The sequence below is a fragment of the Chromobacterium sp. CCUG 76385 genome (assembly GCF_059916625.1).
Genome location: NZ_JAUCGU010000001.1, coordinates 351,400 through 377,513 on the forward strand (window position 1 = coordinate 351,400; position 26,114 = coordinate 377,513).

Annotated in this window: 24 protein-coding genes; 19 read left to right on the forward strand and 5 right to left on the reverse strand. The window is 62.2% G+C overall.

Annotated features, from left to right (window positions below):
• Positions 1 to 57 precede the first annotated feature (57 nt).
• From purF to QUG01_RS01660, 11 genes are all read left to right on the forward strand, one after another.
• Positions 58 to 1,584: an amidophosphoribosyltransferase gene (purF, locus tag QUG01_RS01610; RefSeq protein WP_500828589.1), complete on the forward strand. Its 1,527-nt coding sequence runs from the start codon at positions 58 to 60 to the stop codon at positions 1,582 to 1,584.
• A 120-nt stretch (positions 1,585 to 1,704) separates the two neighbouring features.
• Positions 1,705 to 2,445, forward strand: a complete 741-nt coding sequence (locus QUG01_RS01615; protein WP_500828590.1) for a substrate-binding periplasmic protein — start codon at positions 1,705 to 1,707, stop codon at positions 2,443 to 2,445.
• 251 nt (positions 2,446 to 2,696) lie between these two features.
• Entirely contained in the window at positions 2,697 to 3,818 is a 1,122-nt protein-coding gene (locus QUG01_RS01620) for a methyl-accepting chemotaxis protein (RefSeq protein ID WP_500828591.1), read from the forward strand.
• Between the two features lie 38 nt (positions 3,819 to 3,856).
• A complete protein-coding gene (locus tag QUG01_RS01625) occupies positions 3,857 to 4,225 on the forward strand; it encodes a response regulator (RefSeq protein WP_500828592.1) in 369 nt (122 codons plus the stop codon).
• Between the two features lie 10 nt (positions 4,226 to 4,235).
• Entirely contained in the window at positions 4,236 to 4,562 is a 327-nt protein-coding gene (locus QUG01_RS01630) for an STAS domain-containing protein (protein WP_500828593.1), read from the forward strand.
• Positions 4,552 to 6,753, forward strand: coding sequence for a chemotaxis protein CheA (locus QUG01_RS01635; protein WP_500828594.1), 2,202 nt, complete (start codon positions 4,552 to 4,554; stop codon positions 6,751 to 6,753). The genes QUG01_RS01630 and QUG01_RS01635 overlap by 11 nt, the downstream gene beginning before the upstream one ends.
• Positions 6,754 to 6,795: 42 nt before the next feature.
• On the forward strand, positions 6,796 to 8,451 hold the full coding sequence (locus QUG01_RS01640) for a methyl-accepting chemotaxis protein (RefSeq protein ID WP_500828595.1): 1,656 nt from the start codon (positions 6,796 to 6,798) through the stop codon (positions 8,449 to 8,451).
• 11 nt (positions 8,452 to 8,462) lie between these two features.
• Positions 8,463 to 9,002 (forward strand): chemotaxis protein CheW, encoded by a 540-nt coding sequence (locus QUG01_RS01645; RefSeq protein WP_043628763.1) that lies wholly within the window; start codon positions 8,463 to 8,465, stop codon positions 9,000 to 9,002.
• Between the two features lie 16 nt (positions 9,003 to 9,018).
• Positions 9,019 to 9,873 carry a CheR family methyltransferase gene (locus QUG01_RS01650; protein WP_500828596.1) on the forward strand — a complete coding sequence of 285 codons (855 nt, stop codon included), beginning with the start codon at positions 9,019 to 9,021 and terminating at the stop codon, positions 9,871 to 9,873.
• On the forward strand, positions 9,870 to 10,955 hold the full coding sequence (locus QUG01_RS01655) for a protein-glutamate methylesterase/protein-glutamine glutaminase (RefSeq protein ID WP_500828597.1): 1,086 nt from the start codon (positions 9,870 to 9,872) through the stop codon (positions 10,953 to 10,955). Before QUG01_RS01650 ends, QUG01_RS01655 begins: the two co-directional genes overlap by 4 nt.
• A gap of 3 nt (positions 10,956 to 10,958) precedes the next feature.
• The gene (locus QUG01_RS01660) at positions 10,959 to 12,164 is read left to right on the forward strand and encodes an EAL domain-containing response regulator (protein WP_500828598.1); all 1,206 of its coding nucleotides are present in this window, start codon (positions 10,959 to 10,961) and stop codon (positions 12,162 to 12,164) included.
• 59 nt (positions 12,165 to 12,223) lie between these two features.
• On the opposite strand, the gene sodB is transcribed toward QUG01_RS01660, so the two are convergent.
• A complete protein-coding gene (sodB, locus tag QUG01_RS01665) occupies positions 12,224 to 12,805 on the reverse strand; it encodes a superoxide dismutase [Fe] (protein ID WP_500828599.1) in 582 nt (193 codons plus the stop codon).
• Positions 12,806 to 12,915: 110 nt separating this feature from the next.
• Between sodB and QUG01_RS01670 the strand changes: the two genes are divergently transcribed.
• The 7 genes from QUG01_RS01670 to QUG01_RS01700 all read left to right on the forward strand — a co-directional run bounded on the left by QUG01_RS01670 (position 12,916) and on the right by QUG01_RS01700 (position 21,501).
• Positions 12,916 to 14,091: a BaiN/RdsA family NAD(P)/FAD-dependent oxidoreductase gene (locus tag QUG01_RS01670; protein WP_500828600.1), complete on the forward strand. Its 1,176-nt coding sequence runs from the start codon at positions 12,916 to 12,918 to the stop codon at positions 14,089 to 14,091.
• A gap of 84 nt (positions 14,092 to 14,175) precedes the next feature.
• Positions 14,176 to 15,582, forward strand: a complete 1,407-nt coding sequence (dnaB, locus tag QUG01_RS01675; RefSeq protein ID WP_103321681.1) for a replicative DNA helicase — start codon at positions 14,176 to 14,178, stop codon at positions 15,580 to 15,582.
• A 20-nt stretch (positions 15,583 to 15,602) separates the two neighbouring features.
• A complete protein-coding gene (locus tag QUG01_RS01680; protein WP_500828601.1) occupies positions 15,603 to 15,911 on the forward strand; it encodes a (2Fe-2S) ferredoxin domain-containing protein in 309 nt (102 codons plus the stop codon).
• Positions 15,911 to 16,519, forward strand: a complete 609-nt coding sequence (locus QUG01_RS01685) for an alpha/beta hydrolase (protein ID WP_500828602.1) — start codon at positions 15,911 to 15,913, stop codon at positions 16,517 to 16,519. Before QUG01_RS01680 ends, QUG01_RS01685 begins: the two co-directional genes overlap by 1 nt.
• A 54-nt stretch (positions 16,520 to 16,573) precedes the next feature.
• Positions 16,574 to 17,149: an HD domain-containing protein gene (locus tag QUG01_RS01690; protein WP_500828603.1), complete on the forward strand. Its 576-nt coding sequence runs from the start codon at positions 16,574 to 16,576 to the stop codon at positions 17,147 to 17,149.
• Between the two features lie 168 nt (positions 17,150 to 17,317).
• Positions 17,318 to 20,401, forward strand: coding sequence for a response regulator (locus QUG01_RS01695; protein ID WP_500828604.1), 3,084 nt, complete (start codon positions 17,318 to 17,320; stop codon positions 20,399 to 20,401).
• Positions 20,398 to 21,501, forward strand: coding sequence for an HD-GYP domain-containing protein (locus tag QUG01_RS01700; RefSeq protein WP_500828605.1), 1,104 nt, complete (start codon positions 20,398 to 20,400; stop codon positions 21,499 to 21,501). The genes QUG01_RS01695 and QUG01_RS01700 overlap by 4 nt, the downstream gene beginning before the upstream one ends.
• 10 nt (positions 21,502 to 21,511) lie before the next feature.
• Here the strand turns inward: QUG01_RS01700 and rnk are convergent, their stop codons facing one another.
• The 3 genes from rnk to map form a co-directional block, all read right to left on the reverse strand.
• Positions 21,512 to 21,916, reverse strand: a complete 405-nt coding sequence (gene rnk / locus QUG01_RS01705; RefSeq protein ID WP_500828606.1) for a nucleoside diphosphate kinase regulator — start codon at positions 21,914 to 21,916, stop codon at positions 21,512 to 21,514.
• Between the two features lie 160 nt (positions 21,917 to 22,076).
• Entirely contained in the window at positions 22,077 to 22,934 is an 858-nt protein-coding gene (locus QUG01_RS01710) for a flagellin N-terminal helical domain-containing protein (protein WP_500828607.1), read from the reverse strand.
• 157 nt (positions 22,935 to 23,091) lie between these two features.
• Entirely contained in the window at positions 23,092 to 23,889 is a 798-nt protein-coding gene (gene map, locus QUG01_RS01715; protein ID WP_500828608.1) for a type I methionyl aminopeptidase, read from the reverse strand.
• Between the two features lie 134 nt (positions 23,890 to 24,023).
• Here map and QUG01_RS01720 point away from each other — a divergent pair, with 134 nt between their 5' ends.
• A complete protein-coding gene (locus QUG01_RS01720) occupies positions 24,024 to 24,887 on the forward strand; it encodes a transporter substrate-binding domain-containing protein (protein WP_500828609.1) in 864 nt (287 codons plus the stop codon).
• A 114-nt stretch (positions 24,888 to 25,001) separates the two neighbouring features.
• On the opposite strand, the gene QUG01_RS01725 is transcribed toward QUG01_RS01720, so the two are convergent.
• On the reverse strand, positions 25,002 to 26,009 hold the full coding sequence (locus tag QUG01_RS01725; protein WP_103321691.1) for a class 1 fructose-bisphosphatase: 1,008 nt from the start codon (positions 26,007 to 26,009) through the stop codon (positions 25,002 to 25,004).
• Between the last annotated feature and the right edge of the window lie 105 nt (positions 26,010 to 26,114).

The following is a 26,114-nucleotide window of genomic DNA, read 5'->3' on the forward strand; positions in this document are numbered from 1 at the left end:
TCCGCCTTTTTCTTTGTCTTGTCTTGATTTCAGGTAGTTGGATAGAGGGCATTAAAGATGTGTGGAATTCTAGGCGTGGTCGGTCAGTCTCCGGTCAATCAGCTGCTGTACGACGGTCTGCAAGTGCTGCAACACCGCGGACAGGACGCGGCCGGTATCGTTACCGCCAATGGCAAGACCTTTCACATGCACAAGGGCAGCGGCATGGTGCGCGATGTATTCCGCACCCGCAATATGCGCTCGCTGCTGGGCAATGCCGGCATCGCCCATGTGCGTTATCCAACCGCCGGCTCGGCCTCCTGCCTGGCCGAGGCGCAGCCGTTCTACGTCAATTCGCCGTTTGGCCTGGTGCTGGCGCACAACGGCAACCTGACCAATACCGATGAGCTGAAGGCGGACATGTTCCGCCACGACCTGCGCCACATCAACACCAATTCGGACTCCGAGGTGCTGCTGAACGTGTTCGCGCATGAGTTGGCGCAACGCGTCAAGGGGCCGGAGCTGACGGTGGACGCGGTGTTCGGCGCGGTGGGGGCGGTGCATCGCCGCGTGCGCGGCGCTTACGCCGTGGTGGCGATGATCGCCGGCTATGGCTTGGTGGCGTTCCGCGACCCGAACGGCATCCGCCCGCTGGTGATGGGCAGCACCGAGGTCAACGGCCGGACCGAGTACATGTTCGCCTCGGAATCGGTGGCGCTGGATTGTTCCGGCTTTACCCTGCTGCGCGATGTGCAACCGGGCGAGTGCGTCTATGTTACCTTCGACGGCGACATGCACAGCCAGGTGTGCGCCGAGCATACCCGCCTGACGCCGTGTCTGTTCGAGTACGTGTACTTCGCCCGCCCGGATTCGGTGATCGATGGCGTGTCGGTTTACCAATCGCGGCTGAATATGGGCGAGATGCTGGCGGAGAAAATCCGCCGCGATCTGCCCGGCCTGGACATCGACGTGGTGATTCCGATTCCGGACTCCAGCCGCCAGAGCGCGCTGCAGCTGGCCAATGCCATGGGCCTGCCGTACCGCGAGGGCTTCATCAAGAACCGCTACATCGGCCGCACCTTCATCATGCCGGGGCAGGCGGTGCGCAAGAAATCCGTGCGGCAGAAACTGAACCCGGTGCCGCTGGAGTTCGCCGGCCGCAACGTGCTGCTGGTGGACGACTCCATCGTGCGCGGCACCACCTCCAAGGAAATCGTGCAGATGGCGCGCGATTCCGGCGCCAGGAATGTGTATTTCGCCTCCGCCGCGCCGGCGGTGCGCTTCCCCAATGTCTACGGCATCGACATGCCGACGCGCGCCGAACTGCTGGCCACCGGCCGCGACGAGCAGGACATCGCGCGCGAGATCGGCGCCGACGCGGTGATCTATCAGGACCTGGAGGCGCTGAAAGACGCGGTGCGCAGCGTCAACCCTGCGCTGAGCCTGTTTGAAAGCTCCTGCTTCGACGGCGAATACATCACCGGCGACATCACCGAGGCCTATTTGGACGCCATCGAGTGCGCACGCCTGGACCTGAAGCACAAGGACGGCAGCGAGCAGATGATAGACCTGAACCTGAATGTGGCTGAGCAAAACCTGATGTAGCCATGCCCGCGGCGCGGTCCGCTGGTCTATACCAGGGAATAGACGCCCGCGCGGCCTCGGATGACCGGGGCCCCTCCACAGGGAGCGGGCTCCGGTTTTGCTTTGGCTAGGGGCCGCCGCGTGCTCAGAATTGCAATTACCTTGCTGCTTCTTGCGGGGCTGCCGGCCTGGGCCGCCAGCCCTCTGGAGCTGGTCACGCTGCAATATCCGCCGTATCAGTACCAGGACGGCGCCGAAGTCAAAGGCTTCGTGGCGGATATCGTGCGCGAGGCGTTCCGCCGGATCGGCGAACCGGTCCATATTGTCATCTATCCTTGGGGCCGGGCGCTGGCCATGGCGGAGGACGGCCGGGCCGACGCCATCTTCACTCTGTACCGCACCCCGGAGCGCGAAGCCCGGCTCGACTACAGCCGCCAGGTGCTGGCGCAACAGACGGTTTCCTTGTTTGTGCGCAAGGGCGAGGCCATTCGTTTCGACGGCAAGCTGGACAGCCTGAGCGCCTACCGCTTCGGCGTGGTTCGTTCAGTCAATTACGGCGCCGCCTTCGAACAAGCCCTGAAGCAGGGCCGCATCCGCATTGCCGAAACCGCCGCCAGCGGCGAGCAGAATATCGACATGCTGCTGGCCAACCGGTTCGACATCCTCGTCAGCAACCGCCTGGGCGCCTGGGACATTCTGAAGCGCCGCCATGCCGAGCCGCAGGTCAGCGAGTTGCGGCCAGCGGTGGAAGATATTCCCAGCTACATCGCCTTTTCCCGCAAACCATCGTTATCGGGCCTGCGGGACCGCTTCGACGCCGCGTTGGCGGAAATGCGCCAGGACGGCAGCTATGCCCGCATGCTGAACGCGGCGGCGCCGTGAATGGCATTAACCGCGCGCGCCGTTCGCGCCTTGACAGCGCCTCGCGCGCCAACTTAAGTGAAACCAAGTATCTGACTATCCGACTGACAACTTTCACTTAGACAGGCCGTCAATGGCGGGTCTCGCGAATGGCTGATCGACGGATCGGCGAACTCCATAACAAGGCGGACATGTTCGGGAAGGCGGCGGGCATGGCCGACAGACTGTCGGGACAGGGACGCATGGACAACAGGGGAAAACCTCTTCTCATCATGGCGGCGTTGTGCGCGCTGGCGGCCCTGGCGACGGCGTTTGTCTCGCCATGGCTGGGATGGCTGTTGGCAAGCGCGGCGAGTTTGGCCTTGCTGGCTTTCTATCCCTTCGTGCCGGCAGACGCCGGCCTGCCCGCAGCGCAGGCTGTCCACCCTCAGGCCGCCGCGCCGCTGGACGACGACAGCCTGGCGCTGCTGGAGCAGGTTGTGCAGCGCTGGGCCGGCAATCTGCAATTGGTGATCGAGCAGTCGGCCAGCGGCGGCAATCAGCTGGCCGGCACGCTGACCGCCATCGCCAATGGCCTGCATGCCACCATAGAGGCGGCGCGCTCCTCGTCTGACGACATCGGCAGCGACAGCCTGGACCAGATGGTGCGCGACGCCAGCCTGCGCAGCCGGGAAATCTCCGCGGTGCTGTCGGAAATCATCGGCCACCGCCAGCAGCTGGTGGAAGAAGTCTCGCGGCTGGCGACGTTCTCCAGCGAACTGCTGGGCATGGCCGATCAGGTGGGCCGCATTTCCAATCAAACCAATCTGCTGGCGCTGAATGCCAGCATCGAGGCGGCCCGCGCCGGCGAGGCCGGGCGCGGCTTCGCCGTGGTGGCGGACGAAGTGCGCAAGCTGTCGCAGCAGTCGGAGCAAACCGGCAAGCAGATGGCGGAAAAAGTGGTGGAGATCAACAGCGCGCTGGAGCAAACGCGGCAGACCACCACCAGTTTGGGCTCGCAGGATTCGGATAAGGGCAATAACGCGCTGGGCCTGCTGGAGGCATCGGTGCGCGACTTCAGCGCCGCCGCGGAGCAGCTGGCGCAGATCAATCAGAGAATGCAAACGGAAGGCGCGCAGGTAGAGCGCGAGTTGCATGCCTCGCTGATCGCGCTGCAATTCCAGGATCGCGTCAGCCAGATCGTGCAACATGTGGCCAGCGATCTGGAACGGATGCAGGCGCATCTGCAGGCCGTCAGACAGGCGCGCAGCGCCGGCATGCCGCCGCCGACGATCAAGCCGCAGGAATGGCTGCGCCAGCTGGAATCGACCTACACCACGCTGGAGCAGGCGGCGCTGCATAAGGGCCAGGGCGGCAAGCCGGCCGCTTCCAGCGGAGACGTCGATTTCTTCTGAAACAGAATCCTGATATCGGACCCCTCCCGGAGAGAACCATGGGCAAATCCATCCTGATTGTCGACGATGCCGCCAGCATCCGCGCCACCGTGAGCATCGCGCTGAAGGGCGCGGGCTACGACGTGATCGAAGCCTGCGACGGCAACGACGCCTTGTCCAAGCTAGGCGGCACCCGCGTCAATCTGATCATTTCCGACGTCAATATGCCGGGGATGGATGGCATCACCTTGCTGAAAAAACTGAAGGAGGGCGCGGCCACCAGGTTTGTGCCGGTCATCATGCTGACCACAGAGGGCAGCGACGACAAGAAGGCGCAGGGCAAGGAGGCCGGCGCCAAGGCCTGGATTGTCAAACCGTTCGACCCGGTCAAGCTGCTCGATGCGGTTTCCAAGCTGATTCAACCTTAGGGAGTCAAACATGCCGTTGAATGTGACCCAGGAGGGCGAGCAAACGCGGGTAGCGCTGGATGGCGAGTGGACCATCTTCACTGCCGAAGAAGCGCAGGATGAGCTGTTCGGCCTGCTCAATCGCGCCCGCTTCGCCCTGGACTTGTCCGGCATCATCGAACTGGACGGTTTTGGCGCGCAGATGCTGGCCATTCTGCTGTCGGAGGCGCGGCGCATGGGCAAGCCGGCGACCATCGCGGCGAGCAATCCACTGGTGGACGAAGTGGGCGTCTGGCTCGGCTTTGCCGGGCTGGCCGATGGCGGCGTCGACGCGGAGGGCGACGAGCATGGATCTTAGCAAGGCCAAGGCGGTTTTCTTCGAGGAATCGCGCGAGCTGTGCGATGGGTTGGAGACCGCGCTGCTCGACCCGGCGTCCTTTCCGCCCGGTAACGAAACCTACAACCTGCTGTTCCGCACTGCCCACACCATCAAGGGCTCGGCTGGCATTTTCGGTCTGGATGCGCTGGTGCGATTTGCTCATGTCATGGAAAACGTGCTGGAGCGTTTGCGTTCCGGCCAAGTGTCGCTCAGCGACGATCTGGTCACGCTGCTGCTGTCCTGCAACGACCACCTGCGCCGCTTGCTCGATGCCAGCGCGGTCAGCGACGAAATGGCGCAGCAGGACCTGCCGGAAGGCGAGCCGCTGCTAGCCAGCCTGCGCCGTTACCAGCAAGGCGATCCGGCAAACGTTATGAATGCCGCGCCGGAACCGGCCGCGGCAGCGGAGATCGAAACGGCAGGTCATGGCGGCCCGGACATTCCCGCGCAAACCCCGCATTGGCAGCTGTCGTTGCGCTTCCATCCGGACACCTTTCGCCATGGTTTCGACCCCTTGTCCTTCCTGCGCTATCTGGGCGGGCTGGGCACGCTGCGCCATGTTTGCCCGGTCTGGCGCAGCTGGCCGCCGCCGCAGGCGCTGGATGTCACCGAATGCTTCATGGGCTTTGATCTGGCGCTGGAGTCCGAGGAAAGCCTGGACAAAATCGCCGGCACCTTCGAATTCATCGCCGAGGACAGCCTGATCGGCATCCTGGCCCCGCATGCGCCGCTGGCGGAGTTTCTGGCCCTGGCGCAACGCCTGGACGAGCCATTGGAAGAACAGCTGGAGCGTTGGCTGGACCGCGGCGCGCTGACCGAGGACGAGGCGGAGCGCGTGCGGTCCGGCTTAGTCAGCCGCGCGGCCGAAGAAACCGCCGTCCATGCTACGCCCGCGCCGCTGGAAACCGCCGGCCCGAGCGCGGCGGCACCAACCGCAGCCGCGACTACCGCCGCGCCGGCAGCCAAGGGCGCGCGCGGCGACAGCCAGTACATCCGCATCGAGGCCGGCAAGCTGGATCGGCTGATCAACCGGGTGGGCGAACTGGTGATCGCCTCATCGGGCACCAAACTGATCGCGCAAAGCCGCGGCGATGCCGAATTGCTGGAGTCGGTTGCCGTCATCAACACGTTGGTGGAAAGCATACGCGACGACGCGCTGACGCTGCGCATGGTGCCGGTGGACGAAATATTCAGCCGTTTCCCGCGCATGGTGCGCGAAGTGTCCAAGCAACTGGGCAAAGCCATCCATCTGGAGATCAAGGGCGGCGACACCGAGATCGACAAATCCATGGTGGAGAAGCTGAACGATCCGTTGATGCACATCGTCCGCAACGCGGTGGACCATGGGCTGGAGTCCGCCGAGAAGCGGTTGGCCGCCGGCAAGCCGGAACAGGGCACGGTCACGCTGAACGCCTATCACGACGCCGGCTCGGTGGTGGTGGAAGTGCGCGACGACGGCGGCGGCATCAACCGCGAGAAGGTGCTGGCCAAGGCGATAGAACGCGGCCTGGTGGCCGAGGGCCGGCTGCTCAGCGACCAGGAAACGCTGCAGCTGATTTTCCTGCCGGGCTTCTCCACTGCCGACGCCGTCAGCGATCTGTCCGGCCGCGGCGTGGGCATGGACGTGGTCAAGCGCAATATCGAGGCCTTGCGCGGCGAGATAGAAATCCAGTCGCAGCCCGGCGTCGGTTCGGTATTCCGCCTGCGCTTGCCGCTGACGCTGGCCATCATCGACGGCTTCCGCGTCGAGGTGAATGAATCGTCGCTGGTGATGCCGCTGGACATGATGATCGAGTGCGTGGACATGCCGGAAGGCGCCATGAGCCAGCATGCCCGCCAAGTCAATCTGCGCGGCGACTGGCTGCCGTTTGTGTCCTTGCGCGAGCTGTTTGGCCTGCCGCGGTCGGAGAAGCCGGAATACATCGTCATCGTGCATTACGGCGAGCTGCGCGCCGGCATTGTGGTGGACAGGCTGATGGGCGAGGTGCAGGCGGTGATCAAGCCCTTGGGCGAGATTTTCAAGTCGCTGCGCGGCATCAGCGGCTCCACCATCCTGGGCAACGGCAAGCCGGCGCTGGTGCTCGATATTCCGCAACTGATCCAGCATGCCTGCCGCCGCGAGCGCCGTTTGGTTCGCCAAAGCGTCGAAGCGCTGGTTATCGAAAAATAGTACCCCGCTGCAACATCGTCATGGGGTGATGAGGAGACCGATATGAACTGGTTCCACAATATGCAGGTGCATGTGAAGCTGGCGATAGGCTATGGAGTGATTCTGCTGCTGATGACGGGCATACTGCTGGTGGGGGTGCGGGGGATGGCCAATATGAGCGCCAATACCAGCGACATTCTGCACGACCGCTACGTCAAGGTGGCCTTGTCCCATGAGGTGATGCTGAATACCCTGAACAACGGTCGCTTCGTGCGGAATATGCTGCTGCAGACCGATCCGGCGGACATAGAGAAAAGCAAGCAGCAGGTGGAAAAGTTGAGGGCGGAGAACAAAGAGGTGCTGGATCGGCTGGATAAGCTGATCAATACCACGCGCGGCCGGGAATTGATGGATAAGGTGACGGCCGCGCGGGAAGCGCTGAACGGCAAATATGGCGAGTTTTACGCCATCCTCGGCAAGGATCACGCGCAAGCCGTGGCATTCTTGTTAAAGGAGTTCGCGCCGGCCAACAATGCCTATGTCGCCGCTTTGAACGATATGAGCAAGCTGCAAGCCGATGTGATGCAGGATGAGGGCCGCGCGGCGGAGGAGTCGGCGCAACAGGCACGCAACCTGATGCTGACGCTGGGGGCGATTGCGCTGGCGGTGACGGTGCTGCTGGCGCTGGCCATCATTCGCAGCATTCTGCGCCAGCTCGGCGGCGACCCGTCCTATGCGATGCAGGTGGTATCGCGGGTGGCGGACGGCGATCTGGCGGTGCCGATCCAGCTGCGCGCCAATGACACCAACAGCCTGCTGTATTCGATCAAGGGCATGGCGCACCGGCTGTCCGACACCCTGGCCGAAGTCAGCTCGATGTCGGAATCGATAGGCGCCGCGTCCGAGCAGGTGGCCTCCACCGCCAGCTCGCTGGCGCAAACCGCGTCCGAGCTGGCCTCCAGCGTGGAAGAAACCAGCGCCTCGGTCGAGGAGATGGCCTCCACCGTAACCCAGAACGCCGACAACGCCCGCGTGACCGAGGGCATCGCCTCCAAGTCGGCCGGCAGCGCCACGGAAAGCGGCAAGGCGGTGGGCGATATGGTGCATGCGATGAAGGAAATCGCTTCGCGCATCACGGTGATCAACGATATCGCCAATAAGACCGACCTGCTGGCGATCAATGCGGCGATCGAGGCGGCGCGGGCAGGCGAACACGGCAAGGGCTTCGCCACCGTGGCGGTGGAGGTGCGCAAGCTGGCCGAGCGCTCGCAGGTGGCGGCCAAGGAGATCGGCGATCTGGCCGGCCGCTCGGTCAGCGTGGCCGAGCGGGCAGGACAATTGCTGCAGGAAATGCTGCCCGGCATCGACCAGACGGCGACGCTGGTGCAGGAAATCTCCGCCGCTTCGCGCGAACAGCGCACCGGCATCGATCAGGTCAATACCGCGGTGTCGCAGATCAGCACCGGGATGCAGACTTCTGCCTCTTCGGCCGAGGAGCTGAGCTCCACCTCGGAAGAACTCAGTTCCGCGGCCATGCAGCTGCAAGACTTGATGCAGCAGTTCAAGCTGCGCACCAATCGGCATGCGCGCAAGAGCGTAGCCATCCATATGTCCGGCCATGGCGGCGCGCCGCGCAAGGCGTCGCAGGCGGCCGCATCCAATCATTTCGATGACGATTTCGACGGGGACGTCGACGACGACAAGTTTTCCAAATATTGAGGAGAGAGGCGATGAGCGAGCGTTCCGAATCCGCCGCAGGCGCGCCGGGCGGCAAGTTCCATTGCGTGACCTTTATCCTCGGAGAGGATTTGTTCGGCATTCAGATCAACTTTATTCGCGAGATCATCGAGCTGGACGGCATCACCCAGGTGCCGATGATGCCGAGCTTCGTGCGCGGCATCATCAATCTGCGCGGGTCGGTGGTTCCGGTGATAGACCTGTCCATCCGTTTTGGCCGAGGTCTGACCGAACTGAAGCCATCCTCTTGCGTGGCGATTCTTTCTCTGCCGGGCCTGGAAGGCGGCTATAACGATGTCGGCATTCTACTGGACGCGGTGTGCGAGGTGCTCGAGATCCCGGAGCGGGACATCGATCCGTCGCCGACCTTCGGCGTCAGCATTCGCGGCGATTTCATTCTGGGCATCGCCACCATCAACGAGCGCTTCGCCATTCTGTTGAACGTGCAGCAGGCGCTGTCGGTGACGGAGCTGAGCGCCATGGCCGAAACCGCTGCCCAGCAGCATTTCAATGACGACGCTGAGGTGGCCTGAGGCCGGGGCGAGAGGCATGCGGAACGGCGACCCGACGCTGAGCGAGGAAGAGTTTGCCTGCTTCCGTCAATTCATCCTGCGCGAGGCCGGCATAGACCTCCCACCGGGCAAGCGGCCGCTGGTGCAATCCCGGTTGTCCAAACGGCTGCGCGTTCTGGGGCTGGACAGCTATGCCGCCTACTGGCGCCTGCTGCGCGCGCCGGAAAACCATGCCGAGCGTCAGCGCGCGGTGAACCTGCTTTCCACCAACGAAACCTATTTCTTTCGCGAGCCGCAACATTTCCAGTGGCTGGAGCGTCAGGTTCTGGCGCTGCGCGAGCGCCAGACCGGCATGATCAAAGTGTGGTCCGCCGCCTGCTCCACTGGCGAAGAGCCTTACACCATCGCCATGGTGCTGGCCGAGACCTTGGGCATCAGCGGCAACTGGCGCATCTTCGCCACCGATATCAATACCAAGGTGCTGGCATCGGCCAAACGCGGGGTCTACCCCTTGGATCGGGTGCGCCGCACGCCGCCGCTGCTGTGGCAGCGATATTTGCTGCGCGGCCGTGATGAATACGAGGGCATGGTCAAGGTGGCGCCGGAGCTGGCGCGCAAGGTGGAGTTCTCCCAGCTCAATCTGCTGCAATGCAATCAATTCCATCACACTGAAATTGATATTGTCTTTTTGCGCAATGTTCTGATTTACTTTAATGAGGCCACCAAGCTGGATGTGCTCGCCCATCTGTGCACCCGAATGAAAAATGGCGGCCATCTGCTGATCGGCCACTCCGAATCCTTGCATAAGCTCGATTTGCCGCTGGTACAGGAGGAGCCGTCCCGCTATCGCTTCGAAGCCGCGCGACAGCTGAGCGGAGGAGGAAAGAAATGAGCATCGCCGTGCTGATCGTCGACGACTCCGCCGTGGTGCGCGAGATATTGACCCAGATGCTGTCCAGCGCGCCGGACATAGAAGTGATGGGCGCGGCGCCGGACCCTATCTTCGCCATGACGCGGATGAAGGCGCGCTGGCCGGATGTGATTGTGCTGGACATTGAAATGCCGCGCATGGATGGGCTGACCTTTCTGCGCAAAATCATGGACGAGCGGCCGACGCCGGTGATCATCTGCTCGTCGCTGACGGAGAAGGGCGCGCGCATCACGCTGGACGCGATGTCCGCCGGCGCGGTGGCGGTCATCACCAAGCCGACGATCAATCTGAAATCCTTCCTGCAGGAGGCCGCCAAGGACCTGATTCAGGAGGTGCGCAACGCCGCGAGGGCGCGGATGGGCGTGGTCAAGCGCATGGCGCGTCCTGCCGAGCGCGGACCGGGCGGCGAAATCGCGCCCAAGCTTACCGCCGACGTGGTGCTGGAAGCGCCGTCCGGGTTGGAAAAATACCGGACCACCGAGAAGATCATCGCCATCGGCACCTCCACCGGCGGCACCCAGGCGCTGGAATACTTGCTGCCGAGGCTGCCGGCGACCTGTCCGGGCGTGGCGGTGGTGCAGCACATGCCGGAAAAATTCACCGCCTCGTTTGCCAACCGGCTCAACGGCCTGTGCCAAGTCGAAGTCTGGGAAGCGAAAAACGGCGACCGTTTGAGCGCCGGGGTGGCCTTGATCGCTCCCGGCGGCAAACATCTGCTGATCAAGCGCAGCGGCGCCCAGTATGTGGCCGAGGTAAAGGACGGGCCGCTGGTGTCGCGGCACCGGCCTTCGGTGGATGTGCTGTTCCGCTCGGTCGCACTTTGCGCCGGCAGCAATGCCGTTGGCGTCATCATGACTGGCATGGGGGATGACGGCGCGCGCGGCATGCGGGAAATGCACGATACCGGCGCGCGGACCATCGCGCAGGATGAGGAGTCTTGCGTGGTATTCGGCATGCCGGCCGAGGCGATTGATCACGGCGGGGTGGATGAAGTCATGTCGCTGGAGAGAATTGCGCACACGCTGGCCGGGATCAGGGGCTGAATCATGGGATATCTCGATAAGTGGTTGCAGCGTTCGGTGATGGTGGTCGACGATTCCGCCACGCATCGCCTGCTTGCCGTGGGCATTATGCAAGACTTGGGGTTTCCCAAGGTGTGGGAAGCAGAGAATGGCGTGGATGCGCTGAACAAGCTTCAGGGGCTAGACAACGTCGATCTGGTGATTACAGACCTGAACATGCCGTGCATGGATGGCGTGAAACTGCTGGAGAACATCGCCGCTACGATGAAGGGCAAGGTGCAATTCGTCGCGGTGATGAGCGGCGTGCCGCGCGATGTGCTGGATGCCGTGCAGGGTGTAGTGGACGCGTCGGAGCTGGATCTGCTGGAAATCTTTCCCAAGCCCCTGCGCCGCGAGGAAGTGGAGCGGGTGCTGGACGCCTGCAACCCGGATTGGCATCTGCCAAGCCGAGGGGGCAACAAGTTCACCATCAGCCGCGACGAAGTCGCCCAGGCCTTGCAGATGAAACAGCTTGTGCCGTATTTCCAGCCCAAGATCTCGCTGCAGGACAATACCCTGTGCGGAGTGGAGGCGCTGGTGCGCTGGGAACATCCGCATTACGGCGTGCTGTCGCCGTCGTTGTTTGTCGAATACCTGGAAGACGGCGAGCTGGCCATCCGTTTTTTCTATCACTTCCTGCGCGATGTTTGCAGCGCGCTGCTGCACTTCCAGGCCGTGCGCCCAGAGCTGCATGCATCGATCAATTTGCCTGTGCCGCTGTTGAGCGACCCGAACCTAGTGGATGAGATGACCACCATTGTCCAGTCCAAGGGCTTGCCCAGCGAAAGCATCGTGCTGGAAGTGACCGAAACCTCGCTGATGTCGAATCTGGCGCCGTCCTTGGGCACGCTGGCCCGGCTCAGGCTGAATGGTTTTGGCTTGGCGATGGATGATTACGGCACTGGCTATTCGTCGATGAAGCAGCTGTCGCGCAGCCCGTTCACCGAGTTGAAAATAGACCGCGAGTTCGTGCACGACGCTTCCAGCAGCCCGAAGAAGCTGGCCATCCTGACCGCGGCCATCGCCATGTGCCAGAAGCTGCAGCTATCGTCGGTGGCGGAAGGCGTGGAGACGGAAATCGACAGGCAGCAGCTGGCCGCCTTGGGTTGCGACGTGGCTCAGGGCTATTACTATAGCCGGCCCTTGCCGAAAGAGATGTTCCTGCTGTGGATGCAGGAACGAGGCGGCTAGGCGCAGTCGATAGGCATGAAAAAAGGGGCCGGCGGCCCCTTTTTTGCGCAGAAACGGGATCAGGCGGCGAAATTCTTGGCCGCGAAGTCCCAGTTCACCAGCTTCCAGAAGCTTTCCATATAGTTCGGGCGGCTGTTGCGGTAATCGATATAATACGCGTGTTCCCAGACATCACAGGTCAAGAGCGGCTTCTTGTCGGTGGTCAGCGGGGTGGCGGCGTTGCTGGTGGAAACCAGATCCAGGCTGCCGTCGCTGTTCTTCACCAGCCAGGCCCAGCCGGAGCCGAAAGTGCCAACGGCGGTCTGGGAGAAGGCCTTCTTGAACTCTTCGAACGAACCCCACTTGGCCTTGATGGCGTCGGCCAGCGCGCCAGTCGGCTCGCCGCCGGCGTTCGGGGCCAGGCCGAACCAGTAGAAGGTGTGGTTCCATACCTGGGCGGCGTTGTTGAAGATGCCGCCGGAAGACTTCTTGACGATCTCTTCCAGGGAGGCGTTCTCGAACTCGGTGCCCTTGATCAGGTTGTTCAGATTGGTGATGTAGGTCTGGTGATGCTTACCGTAGTGGAATTCCAGGGTTTCCTTGGAAATATGCGGGGCCAGGGCGTCCAGCGCGTACGGCAGTTCAGGCAGTTTGTGTTCCATTATGCTCTCCTTGTTGAGAAAGTAAGCCGCATAAGCGGATGCTTTTTTCGGAGTTTACTGGAATATGGCTGGGATGGCCAATAGTTGACTAAAATGATAGGAATAAGCTTTTGCAATTTGATGTAATTGTCATCGGCGCCGGCGCGGCCGGCATGATGTGCGCCGCCACCGCCGGCCAGCGCGGCCGAACGGTGCTTTTGCTGGATCATGCCGCCAAATTGGCGGAGAAAATCCGCATCTCCGGCGGCGGCCGCTGCAACTTCACCAACGTCAATGCCCGTTTCGACTGCTACCTGTCGGCCAATCCCCATTTCAGCCGCTCCGCGCTGGCGCAGTACACGCCGCAGAATTTCATCGCCATGGTGGAGCGCCACGGCATCGGTTACCACGAGAAGAAGCTTGGCCAGTTGTTTTGCGACGACGGCAGCGAGCGCATCATCGCCATGCTGGATGAAGAGTGCCGGCTGGGCGGCGTGGACAGACGGATGGAAACGGCCGTCCTCAGCGTAGCGCGCGACGAAGACGGCGTGTTCGCCGTGGAAACCAGCGGCGGCCGCTTCCGCTCGTCCTCCCTGGTTGTCGCCACCGGCGGGCTATCCATTCCGCAAATCGGCGCCACGCCGCTGGGCTACCAGCTGGCCGAGCAGTTTGGTTTGCCGGTGACGCCCTTGTCGCCGGCGCTGGTGCCGCTGACCTTCCATGTGGAGGATGCCGAAATCTTCACGCCGCTGGCCGGCGTGTCGATAGATGTGGAAGCCAAGGCCGGCAAAGGGCGTTTCCGCGAGAATGTCCTGTTTACCCATAAGGGCGTGTCCGGCCCGGCCATTCTGCAGGTGTCGTCCTACTGGCAGCCTGGCATGGAGCTGTTGCTGGATCTGATGCCGGACGGGCACGCCGAACGCTGGCTGGAGGAAAAGGGCGATAGCGAGCAGCTGATCGCCAACGCCCTGAGCGAACTGGGCTGGTCGCGCCGCTTTGCCGATGCCTGGCTGGACCGAGTCGGCATGAACAAGCGGCTGAAGGATTTGGGGCCGAAGCAACGCCGCCAATTGGCCGAGCAGCTGCACCGCTGGTGTGTCAAACCCAACGGCACCCAGGGCTACAAAAAAGCCGAGGTCACGCTGGGCGGCGTATCCACCCAAGCCCTGTCATCCAAGACGCTGATGGCGGCCGATGTGCCCGGCCTGTTCTTCATCGGCGAAGTCGTGGACGTGACCGGCTGGCTGGGCGGCTATAACTTCCAATGGGCCTGGTCCTCCGGCTACGTCGCCGGGATGAACTGTTGAGCCGCGCCGCCAGATGGCGGCGTTTCGGGTTAGAATCACGCTTTGCCTTACGCGCATTTTTCCGCGCATGCACTCCGGGTCTACATGACACAACAGTACGATAATTTCGATAGCGAAATGGCGGCCATCCGCACGCCGCCTCATTCGGTGGAAGCCGAACAATCGGTGCTGGGCGGCCTGTTGCTGGACAACAGCGCCTGGGACAAGATCGCCGACGTGGTGACGGAGGCCGACTTCTATCGCCATGACCACCGGCTGATCTACCGCCACATCGCCAGGCTGGTGGAAATGGCGCGTCCGGCCGACGTGGTGACGGTGGCCGAGTCGCTGGACAAGAACGCCGAGCTGACCGAGGTGGGCGGCCTGGCTTATCTGGCCACGCTGGCGCAGAACACGCCGTCGGCGGCCAATATCCGCCGCTATGCGGAAATCGTCCGCGAGCGCTCCATCATGCGCCAGCTGGCGCAGGTGGGCACCGAGATTGCCGACGCCGCGTATTCGCCCATGGGCCGCGACGCAGCGCAATTGCTGGACGAGGCAGAAGGCCGCGTGTTCCAGATCGCCGAATCCACCGCCAAGTCCAAGCAGGGCTTCCTGGAAATGCCGGGCCTGCTGAAGGAAGTGGTGGAGCGGATCGACATGCTGTACAGCCGCGACAATCCGGATGAAGTCACCGGCGTGCCGACCGGCTTCATCGACCTGGACGCCAAGACCTCCGGCCTGCAGCCCGGCGACCTGATCATCGTTGCTGGCCGTCCGTCCATGGGCAAGACCGCCTTCTCCATGAACATCGCCGAGCACGTGGCGGTGGAAACCCATCTGCCGGTGGCGGTGTTCTCCATGGAAATGGGCGGCGCGCAGCTGGTGATGCGTATGCTGGGTTCGGTGGGCCGGCTGGATCAGCACGTGCTGCGCACCGGCAAGCTGGGCGACGACGACTGGCAGAAGCTGACCTACGCCATCGGCAAGTTGTCCGACGCGCCGATGTACATCGACGAAACGCCGGCGCTGACGGCGCTGGAACTGCGCGCCCGCGCGCGCCGGCTGGCCCGCCAGCACGGCGGCAAGCTTGGGCTCATAGTGATCGACTACCTGCAGCTGATGAGCGGCTCCGGCCGCGGCGACAACCGGACGGCCGAGCTGGGCGAAATCTCGCGCGGCCTGAAGGGTTTGGCCAAGGAACTGCAAGTGCCGGTGATCGCGCTGTCCCAGTTGTCGCGCGCGGTCGAGCAGCGGCCCAACAAGCGGCCGATGATGTCCGACCTGCGCGAATCGGGCGCCATCGAGCAGGATGCGGACTTGATCATCTTCATGTACCGCGATGAGTACTACAATCCGGATTCGCCGGACAAGGGCCTGGCCGAGGCCATCATCGGCAAGCACCGTAACGGCCCCACCGGCGCGGTGCGGCTGGCCTTCATCGGCCATTACGCCAAGTTCGACAATGCCGCCAGCGTCGGCGCCGCCGGCTGGGCCGACAACGACAGCTAACGCGATATCGAGACCACGACATGAGCTTTTTCGACAAGCACGTATTCATCTGCTGCAATCAGCGCGACGCCTGTCAGGATTGCTGCAATAACCACGGCTCCAGCGAATTGCTGGGCTATATGAAAAACAAGGTCAAGGCGCTGGGCCTGGCCGGCGAGGGCAAGATCCGCGTCAACAAGGCCGGCTGCCTGGGACGCTGCGACGATGGTCCGGTGATGGTGGTCTACCCGGAAGAGACCTGGTACACCTTCCTCGACAAGGAAGACATCGACGAAATCGTCCATGAGCATATGCTGAACGGCCGCGTGGTGGAAAGGCTGAAGATCTGATGTTGAAGGCCTTGAACAAGATCCAGATTGCCGGCCCGGCGGGCGCGCTCGACACCATCATCGTTCCGGCTCAGGGCGAAGCCAGCGGCGTCGCCGTGATCTGCCATCCCAACCCGCTGCAGGGCGGCACCCACACCAACAAGGTGGTGCAGACCGCCGCCAAGGCGCTGTCGCAGATGGGATACGCCTGTTATTGCCCAAATCTGCGCGGCGTGGGCGATAGCGAAGGCGAGCACGATTACGGCCAGGGCGAGGTCGACGACGTCATCGCCGTGGTCGAATACGCCCAATCTCAGTATCCGGGCCTGCCGCTGGCGCTGGCGGGTTTTTCCTTCGGCGGCTTCGTCGCCGCGCGCGCCCGCGCGCGCATCGAGGCCGACAAGCTGCTGCTGATGGGCGTGGCCGTCGGCAAATACCCGATTCCGACGCCGGACGTCCCGGCAGATGCGCTGGTGATCCATGGCGAAGAAGACGAAGTGATCCCGCTGTCCAATGTGCTGGACTGGGCGCGCCCGCAAAGCCTGCCGGTGCTGGTGTTGCCCGGCGCAGGCCATTTCTTCCATGGCCGGCTGGTGCAACTGGCGCAGATGATCCAGCGTTGCTGGTAAAGGCTACAAGCAGACCTCGGTCTGCTTTTTTTGCATCTACAGAAAGAGAACAATATGCAGGACATCATCGATTTTGTGCTGGAAATCGACAAGCTCAAGCAGGTGACGCGCAAGACCAAGGTGCTGAACAGCGAGCGCTATGAAAACTCGGCCGAGCACAGCTGGCAGATCGCCCTGCTGGCGGCCTCCTTGCAGCCCTACGCCAGCGAGCAGGTGGACATCAACCGCGTCATCGGCATGCTGTTGGTGCACGATATCGGCGAAATCGAAACCGGCGACACCATCGTCTATGCGGAAGGCGGCTGGGAGGAGCGCAAAGCGCAGGAGCTGGCCTGCGTCACCCGCATTTTCGGCATGCTGCCGGCAGAGCAGGGACAGCGCTTCCTAGCCCTGTGGCGCGAATTTGAAAGCGGCGAAACCGCCGAGGCGCGTTTCGCCCATGCCGCCGACCGCGCCATGCCGGTGCTGCTGAACCTGGCCAACCAGGGGCAAAGTTGGCTGGAAAACGGCATCCGCCACGAGCAGGTGGTCGCGCGCGTGGCTCCGCCGATACGCGAGGGCTGTCCCGCGCTGTGGGCGTATCTGGAGGGCCGCCTGCAGGAGGCCAAGGAGAAAGGCTGGCTGGGTTAAAGCCTGCCGGTCTGCGCATCCTGAAGACGCCTTTGGGCGTCTTTTTTTATTTGAAATCATGGCTTCTTGATATGCAGGATGATCAGGAATGCCCTATACATAAGCATCCCCCGGTTTGCCTGGTTTTAGACAGCCAGAAAACCTGTCGACACGCGGAGGATGGCGCTCATGCAGCAAGCGGATTCGGACTCCTCTCCCGAACTGGCGTTTCTTTCCACGCAGTCGCCGACGCGCGGACAGCGCAGGCTTGCCCTGGCGGTGGCCGCTTGGTCGCTATTGGTCTTCATCGCGGCCTTGCCTTATGCTCAAACCCCGCTGCCCAAAGTATGGGCCTTCATTCCTGCCTATCAATCCGCGCTGGCGGCCAACGATTTGGTGACTTCGGCATTGTTGTTCGGCCAATTCGCCATTCTGCGTCATCCCGGCTTGCGTCTGCTGGCGGTCGGCTATCTGTTCACCGCGCTGATGGCGATATGCCACGCGCTAAGTTTTCCCGGCTTGCTGACTGAGCGGGGCTGGCTCAGCGGCGGACCACAGACCACCGCCTGGCTGTACATGCTTTGGCATTTCGGCTTTCCTTTGATGGTGATCGCCTACGCGCGGCCAGCGCCTGACAGCTCATTTCCGGACGATGGGAGCGGTTTGAAGCTGATTTTGCGCGCCATCGCGCAAACCTTGCTGGCGGTGGCCGCGCTGGCGCTGTTGGCGATATGGGGGCATGACGCCTTGCCCGCCATCATGCATGGCAACCACTACACGCCGCTGATGTGGGTTGTGGTGTCAGCTGTCTGGGGCGTGAGCGCGCTGGCGCTGGGCATGGTGTTGCTGCGCCGTCCGCAATCGTTGCTGGATGTATGGCTGGCCGTGGTGATGCTCGCCTGGCTGTGCGATGTCGGCCTGTCCACCATGTTCAACGCCGCCCGCTTTGACCTGGGTTTTTACGTCGGCAGGAGTTTCGGCTTGATGGCGGCGAGCTTTGTGCTCTTGGTGCTGTTGCTGGAAAACGGGCGGCTGTACTCGCAACTGGCGGACAGCGCGGCGGCGCTTAGCCATGCCAAGCAGGTGGCCGAGCAAGCCACGCGCGCCAAATCGATTTTCCTGGCCAATATGAGCCATGAGATCCGCACGCCGATGAACGCCATCATCGGCATGTCCTACCTGGCCATGCGCACTGGCCTGAGCGAGCAGCAGCGCGACTATATCGGCAAGATACACAATGCCGGCACTTTGCTGCTGGGCATCATCAACGACATTCTGGATTTTTCCAAGGTGGAGGCGGGGCGTCTGGAGCTGGAGGCGCAACCGTTCTGGCTTGACGACATGCTGGACGGTGTATCGGCGCTGGTGGCGCAAAAGGCTGCTGACAAAGGGCTGGAACTTGTTTTTGAAACCAGCCGGGAAGTGCCGCAGGCCTTGGTGGGCGATGCGCTGCGCCTGGGGCAGGTGCTGACCAATCTGCTGAATAACGCCATCAAGTTTACCGATAAAGGACAGGTGGCCGTCATCATTGGCGTGTGCGGGCGCATGGGCGAAAAAGTGCAACTGAATTTTTGCGTGCACGATACCGGCATCGGCATGAGCGAAGAGCAATGCGCGCGCTTGTTTCAGGCTTTCAGCCAAGCAGACAGCTCCACTTCGCGGCGATTTGGCGGGACGGGCCTCGGGCTGGCCATCGTCAAGCGGCTGGTGGAAATGATGGGGGGCTCGGTGCGGGTGGAGTCGGCGCCGGGCTGGGGCAGCTCCTTCATTTTCCAATGCTGGCTGGGCGTGTCCAATGAACACTCGGCAGGCAAGCGTCCGCCGTTGCCCACGGAAATGCGCGGGCTGCGCGTGCTGGTGGTCGATGACAACCAGGCAGCGCTGAATGTGCTGTGCGAACAGCTGCGCATACTGGACTTTGCGGTCACCGATTGCGCCAGCGGGGCGGAAGCCGTCGCGTTGGTACGCCGGCATTGCCTGGATTGGCCATTCGACATCGCGCTGGTGGACTGGATGATGCCGGAAATGGACGGTCTGGAAACCATACGGCGCATGCGGCAGATCAGCCGCAAGCTGCGGGTCATCCTGGTTACCGCGTTCGGGCGAGACGAGGTGCGCAGCCAGGCCAGGGCGGCTGGCTGCGACGGTTTCCTGACCAAGCCTGTCAGCCAATCCTCTTTGTACGACGCCTTGCTGGAGGCATTCGGCTTCGGCCGCGGGGGCGATGCCTCTCCACTGATGGGGATGCCAGACCTGCATGGCATGCACTTGCTGTTGGCCGAGGACAACCGGATCAACCAGCAAATCGCGGTAGAGCTGCTGGAAGGCACCGGCGCCACGCTCACCGTGGTGGGCGATGGGCAGGCGGTTTTGGACAAGTTGGCCGCCTATGGCCCCAAAGGCTTCGATGCGATCCTGATGGATGTGCAAATGCCCGGCATGGACGGCATTGAGGCGACGCGCAGAATCCGCGCGCAAGACGGGTTTGCCGAGCTGCCCATCATTGCGATGACGGCCGATGCGATGGGCGATGACAGGGCGCGTTGCCTTGCCGCCGGCATGGTCGATCATGTGCCCAAGCCGATAGATCCACATGAGCTGTTTTCAACGCTGCTGCGCTGGTTGCCGGTGGCGCCGCTGCCGCCAAACCAGGAGGCGCAAGAGCAGCCGCTTCCCCTGCCGGAAGTGGCGGGCCTGGATCAGGCCGCAGGCCTGTCGCGCGTGGCCGGCAATCGCGAGCTGTATCTGCACGTGCTTTGGCAGTTCGTTGAGGAGGAGGTCGATGCGCCGGCGCGAATCTCCATGGCCTTGGCGGAGGGCGATCGCGCGGTAGCGCAACGGATCGCGCATACCTTGAAGGGCGCGGCCGGCAGCATAGGTTTGGAGGTGTTGCAGAACGGCGCGGCGCGCCTGGAGCGCGCATTGCGGGATGGGCAGGATGCGACGGCCGAGCTGGCGCAATTGGCGGGCGATCTGGCGCGAACCATCGCAGCCTTGCGCGCGGCCTTGCCAAGCGTAAAGCAAACGGCTCAGCCGCCCAGCGTAGCGGATGAGCCTTTGCTCAATCGGCTGGCGCTGCTGCTGCAGCAGGGAGATGGCGAGGCGCTGGGCTTCTTCCTGGAGCACGCGCCGGATATTCGCGCCAGCTTTCCCGATGACACCTACGATGCCTTTGAACGCAGTCTGAACAGCTTTGACTTTGTCGCCGCTTTGGAGCATTTGCGCGCGGCGGCCAAGGCGGCTGGCCTGACCTTATCGGAGCATACGATATGAGCGGAATGGCAGAGTCCGGCCTGCAGACGGTGCTGATCGTGGACGATGCGCCCGAGTGTCTGACCCAGATGTATGGCCTGCTCAAAGGGCACTATCGGGTGTTGGTGGCCAATAGCGGCGAGCGCGCGCTGCAGATTGTATCTGGCGAAGTGCTGCCGGATCTGGTGCTGCTCGATGTGATGCTGCCCGGCATCGGCGGCTATGAAGTTTGCCGGCGTCTGAAAGGCGATGATCGCACGGCGGCGATTCCGGTGATTTTCCTGACAGGGCAGGGCGAAAGCGAGGATGAGCAAGCCGGCTTCGATGCCGGCGCCGCCGATTACATCATCAAGCCGATATCGCCCCCCATTGTCTTGGCGCGCGTGCTGACGCATGTGCGGCTGAAAGCGGCGGCGGATTTCCTGCAGGACAAGGCGGCCTTTTTGGAGAGCGAGGTGGAACGTCGCACGCGCGAGGTGCAAGTGATACAGGACGTCACCATCATGATGATGGCGGCGCTGGCCGAAACGCGCGATCACGAAACCGGAAATCACTTGCTGCGGACGCAGAACTACGTGCGCGCGCTGGCGATTGAGCTGAGAAATCACCCGCGCTACCGTGCCGAGCTCGACGAGCAGACCATACAGCTGCTGTATAAATCCGCGCCGCTGCATGATATCGGCAAAGTGGGCATTCCCGACCGCATCTTGCTGAAACCAGGGCGGCTGACCCCGGATGAGTTTGAAATCATGAAAACGCACACCGTACTGGGTCGGGACGCCATCGCCACGGCGGAAAAACTGCTTGATGGTCCAAGCAATTTCCTGAGGCTGGCGCGCGAAATCGCGTATTCGCATCAGGAAAAGTGGGACGGCAGCGGCTATCCGGAAGGATTTGCCGGGGAGCAGATACCGCTGTCGGCGCGGCTGATGGCGGTGGCGGACGTCTATGACGCCCTGATTTCGCGGCGGGTGTACAAGCCGCCGTTTTCACATGAAACGGCGGTCGACATGATCAAGGAGGGGAGCGGCCGGCATTTCGACCCGGACGTGGTCAACGCTTTCCTGCAGATCGCAGAGCAGTTCTGCCAGATCGCGCAGCGCTACGCCGATGCCGAGTGAACGGATGCGCTTAGCGGTGGAGCGCGCCGGCCGATTCCGGCTGCTCGACAATTTCCAGCACGGTCAGCGCAACGCTGCCGGATGGCGTTGGCCAGTGCATGGTCTGCCCGACCGAGAGTCCTAGCAAGGCGGCCCCGATGGGGGCCAAGACGGAGATGCGGCCCAGCGTCCCGTCGGCGTCTTTAGGGTAAACCAGAGTCAGCTGTTTTTCCTCGCCGCTTTCCAGTTTGACGCGAGCAGTGCTGTTCATGGTGATGACATTGGACGGAATCGCAGATGGCTCCACCACGTCCGCCCGTTCCAGTTCCGCCTCCAGGCGGCTGGCGACCGGATGGCCGTACTCGCACGTTTCCAGCACGGCTGCCAGACGTTCGTAATCCAGCGTGGACACAATAATGGAGGGCGGGATAGACATATGAGCTCCTTGCAGATGGACAAAGGGCACCGCAAGGGTGCCCGTTGGACAAATCCGGAATGGATTCACATATCGATCATATAGGACTCATCGTTGCCAAAACAAGCCCAGGAGCCGAGTATATATTTTACCTCACCGGGAACTTCTGGCGAAAAATAGCTTATCCCAGCAGCGACAAGGCAGCCTGTGGCGCGATATTGGCTTGCCCCAACGCCGCGGCGCCGGTACGGCCCAGTATCTGCTGCGCCGTCAGGTTGGCGGTGGCGGCGGCAAAGTCCGTATCGCTGATACGGCTGTTGGCGGCCTGGTTGGCGATATTGGAAGTCTGCAGATTATTCACCACCGCCTCAAAGCTGCTGTTGACGGCGCCGAGGGTGGCGCGCTGCGAACCTATCGTTTGCAGATCGCTTTGCGCCGATTGTTGCGCATTCAGCGCATTGGCCTGGGTGGTGATGTCTATGGTGTTGGTCGCCCCCAGATTGGCGTTATAACTGTTTAGACCGCCGGAGCCGGGCGCGGCCGACAGATTGATGCTGGGAACGGTGATCTGGTTGCTGCTGGTGCCGTTGGGCCCCACCTGGAAGGTGGAGGCGTTGCCGCCAGTCAGCAGGGGCGTGCCATTGAACTGCGTGCTTTGCACAATTTGCGAGTTGGATTGGGTCAGCTGATCCACTTGCTGCTGCAGCGCCTGGCGGTTGCTGGCATTCAGCGCGCCATTGCCGGCCTGGATGGCCAGTTCCTGGATTTGCTGGGTATTGTTCTGTATCTGGCTGAGCGCGGATTCGGCGGTCTGCACCAGCGAAACGCCATCGTTGGTATTGTTGATGGCCTGGTTGCTGCCGTTGATTTGCGCCTGCAGCTGCTGGGAAATGGCGAGATTAGCCGCATTGTCAGCAGCGCTATTCAATTGCGAGCCGGAGGCAAGTTGAGCCAGAACCTGCTTGGTGGCTTGCTGCGTTTTGTTCAGCTGAGCCTGGCCAGCCAATGAGGCCAAATTACTGTTGATGGTCAGCGCCATGATGTTCTCCCGCTTGCTGCGTGCCTATAGGGCAATAATGCTCATTCAGTTTAGAAACAAGCACTTGTCCTGGCAAGAGTAATTTAAAGCAGGAAACAATTCGCAACGAATTAGGGGGATACGAAGCCCCGCGACAGCAGTCACGGGGCGATTGGCCTTATTTGAAGCTGGGTTTGTCCGGCGTGCCGGCGGACTGGGTCATGATCTCGTAGCCGGTGTCGGTCACCAGCACGGTGTGCTCCCATTGCGCGGACAGGCTGCGGTCCTTGGTCACCACGGTCCAGCCGTCCGCCAGGATGCGCAGATGGCGCTTGCCCTGGTTGATCATCGGCTCAATGGTGAAAATCATGCCGGGCTGGATTTCCAGGCCCGTGCCAGGGCGGCCGTAGTGCAGAATTTGCGGTTCTTCATGGAATTTCTTGCCGATGCCGTGGCCGCAGAACTCCTGCACCACGCTGTAACCGGCGCCTTCGGCGTAGCTCTGGATGGCATAGCCGATGTCGCCGAGCGTCGCGCCCGACTTCACTTTCTCGATGCCTTTCCACATGGCCTCATAGGTGATCTTGCACAGGCGCTTGGCGTGCGGGCTCACATCGCCGACATAGAACATGCGGCTGGTATCGCCGTGGTAGCCGTCCTTGATCACCGTGATGTCCAGATTGACGATATCGCCGTTCTTCAGCGGCTTGTCGTTGGGAATGCCATGGCAAATCACGTGATTGACCGAGGTGCAGATCGACTTGGGGTAGGGGTTGTGGCCGCCCGGCGCGTAGTTCAGCGGCGCCGGGATCGTGCCTTGCACATTGACCATATAGTCGTGGCACAGCTTGTCGATGGCCTCGGTGGTGACGCCGGGCTTGATGTGCGGGGTGATAAAGTCGAGGACTTCGGAGGCGAGACGCCCCGCGACACGCATTTTTTCGATGTCGGTCGCGTCTTTGATCTGGATAGACATGTGTGGCTTGTTTGTTTTCATCGGCTAATGAGACGTAATTCTAGCAAAATGCGGCTCCGCTGGACATGCCAAGCGTGCAGTGCGCCGCGCCGGGCTTTCTATACTGGACTTGGACGGCTTTGCGGGAGAAGGAGATGCGCGCATGGATGCTGGCGTTGTGGCTTGCGCTCTTGTCATGTCAGGCCCATGCCGAGAGCGCGATGGAGGTGCGTTACATCAGCGACGCGCCGCGCTATCAGGAATACATCGAGATACTGCGTACTGCGCTGGACAAAACCATTCCGGAATACGGCCCGTATGTGATGAGTCACCCGGAAGCCGAAATGAACGAGCCCCGCTATATGGCGGATGCGGTTTCGGGCAAATCGGTCAACCTGGTATGGGGCTCCACTTCGGTAGAGCGCGAGCGAACCTTGATTCCCATCCGCATCCCGTTGGGTAAGGGATTGCTCGGCTATCGCATCGGCCTGATTCGCGCGGGCGAACAGGCGCGTTTTTCCGGAGTGAAAACGCGGGACGACCTCAAGCGCTTTACTTTCGGCATGGGCCCGGGCTGGGGCGATATCGCCATCTGCCGCCACGCCGGGCTGACCGTGTGGATCGATCCTTACGAGAAGCTATTCAAGATGCTGACCGCGGGGCGGTTTGATTTCTATTCGCGCGGCATCAATGAGATATTCACGGAATTCCAGGCCTTCCACCTGTCCGAGCAGGGCATAGCCGTGGAAAAGAATTTGCTGTTGCACTCTATCTATCCGTTTTACTTTTTCGTCAGCCCGGCCGAGCCGCGGCTGGCCAGCCGGCTCAAGATGGGCCTGGAAAAAATGCTGAACGATGGCAGCTTCGACGCTATTTTCTGGAAGTACAATCAGGCCAATATCGAGCGGGCCGACCTGGCGCGCCGGCATGTTATCGAGCTGGCCAATCCGGCCTTGCCGCCCGATACGCCGCTGGATGACCATCGCTTGTGGTTCGCGCCATCGGCCCGGCGCCCCTGAGAGCGAGGCGTATCGCCACAGCGCGACGGGGCCGGACTTGGACCGGGCGCGGCGATGGGCTGGCCATGAAAAAGCCCGCCGGGAGGCGGGCTTGCTGGCTTTGTGAGAGCCGGATCAGGCTTGCTCTTGATGGTAGCGCGTGACGCGCTCCACTTCCTGTTTCGAACCCAGGAATACCGCCACGCGTTCATGCAGCTTCTGCGGCTGGATGTCCATGATGCGCTGGTAGCCGTTGGTGGCCGCGCCGCCAGCCTGCTCGACGACAAAGGCCATGGGGTTGCCTTCATACATCAGTCGCAGTTTGCCTGCCTTGGCGGGGTCGCGCGCGTCCTTGGGGTACATGAAGATGCCGCCGCGCGTCAGAATGCGGTGCACTTCTGCCACCATGGAGGCCACCCAGCGCATATTGAAGTCGCGGGCGCGCGGACCGGTCTTGCCGGCCAGCAGCTCCTCGACATAACGGCGCACCGGCGCTTCCCAGTGGCGCATATTGGACATATTGATGGCGAATTCGCTGGTCTGCTCCGGCACGCGCATGTCCGGATGGGTCAATACGAACGAGCCTTGTTCGCGATCCAGCGTGAAGCCATGCACGCCGCTGCCGAAAGTCAGCACCAATTGGGTTTGCGGGCCGTACACGGTATAGCCGGCCGCCACCTGATGGGTGCCGGGCTGCATGAAGTCCTGCTCGGTCGGCAGCGTCACGCCTTCCGGGCAACGCAGAATCGAGAAAATCGTGCCGACCGAGATGTTGACGTCGATGTTGGACGAGCCATCCAGCGGGTCGAACAGCAGCAGATATTCGCCCTTGGGGTATTCGCCCGGGATGTGATACGGCAGTTCCATTTCCTCGGACGCCATCGCGGCCAGGCTGCCGCCCCATTCATTGGCGTCAAGCAGGTAGTCGTTGGCGATCACGTCCAGCTTCTTTTGAGCCTCGCCCTGGATGTTGCCGGTGCCGGCTTCGCCCAGCACGCCGGCCAAAGCGCCCTTGTTGACCGAATAGCTGATGGCCTTGCAGGCGCGTCCGACCGTTTCGATCAACAGGCGCAGTTCGGGGGGAAGCGTGCCCGCCTTGCGCTGCTGTTCGATCAGGAATCGGGAGAGGGTGATGCGGCTCATGACTTTCCTTTGGAATGGATAGGTGCGCGAATGATAATGCCGGCGGGTTGTCGGCACAACGCCGAATTATAGCGAAGATACGGGCGGAGGCGGCGTGGAGCGGCT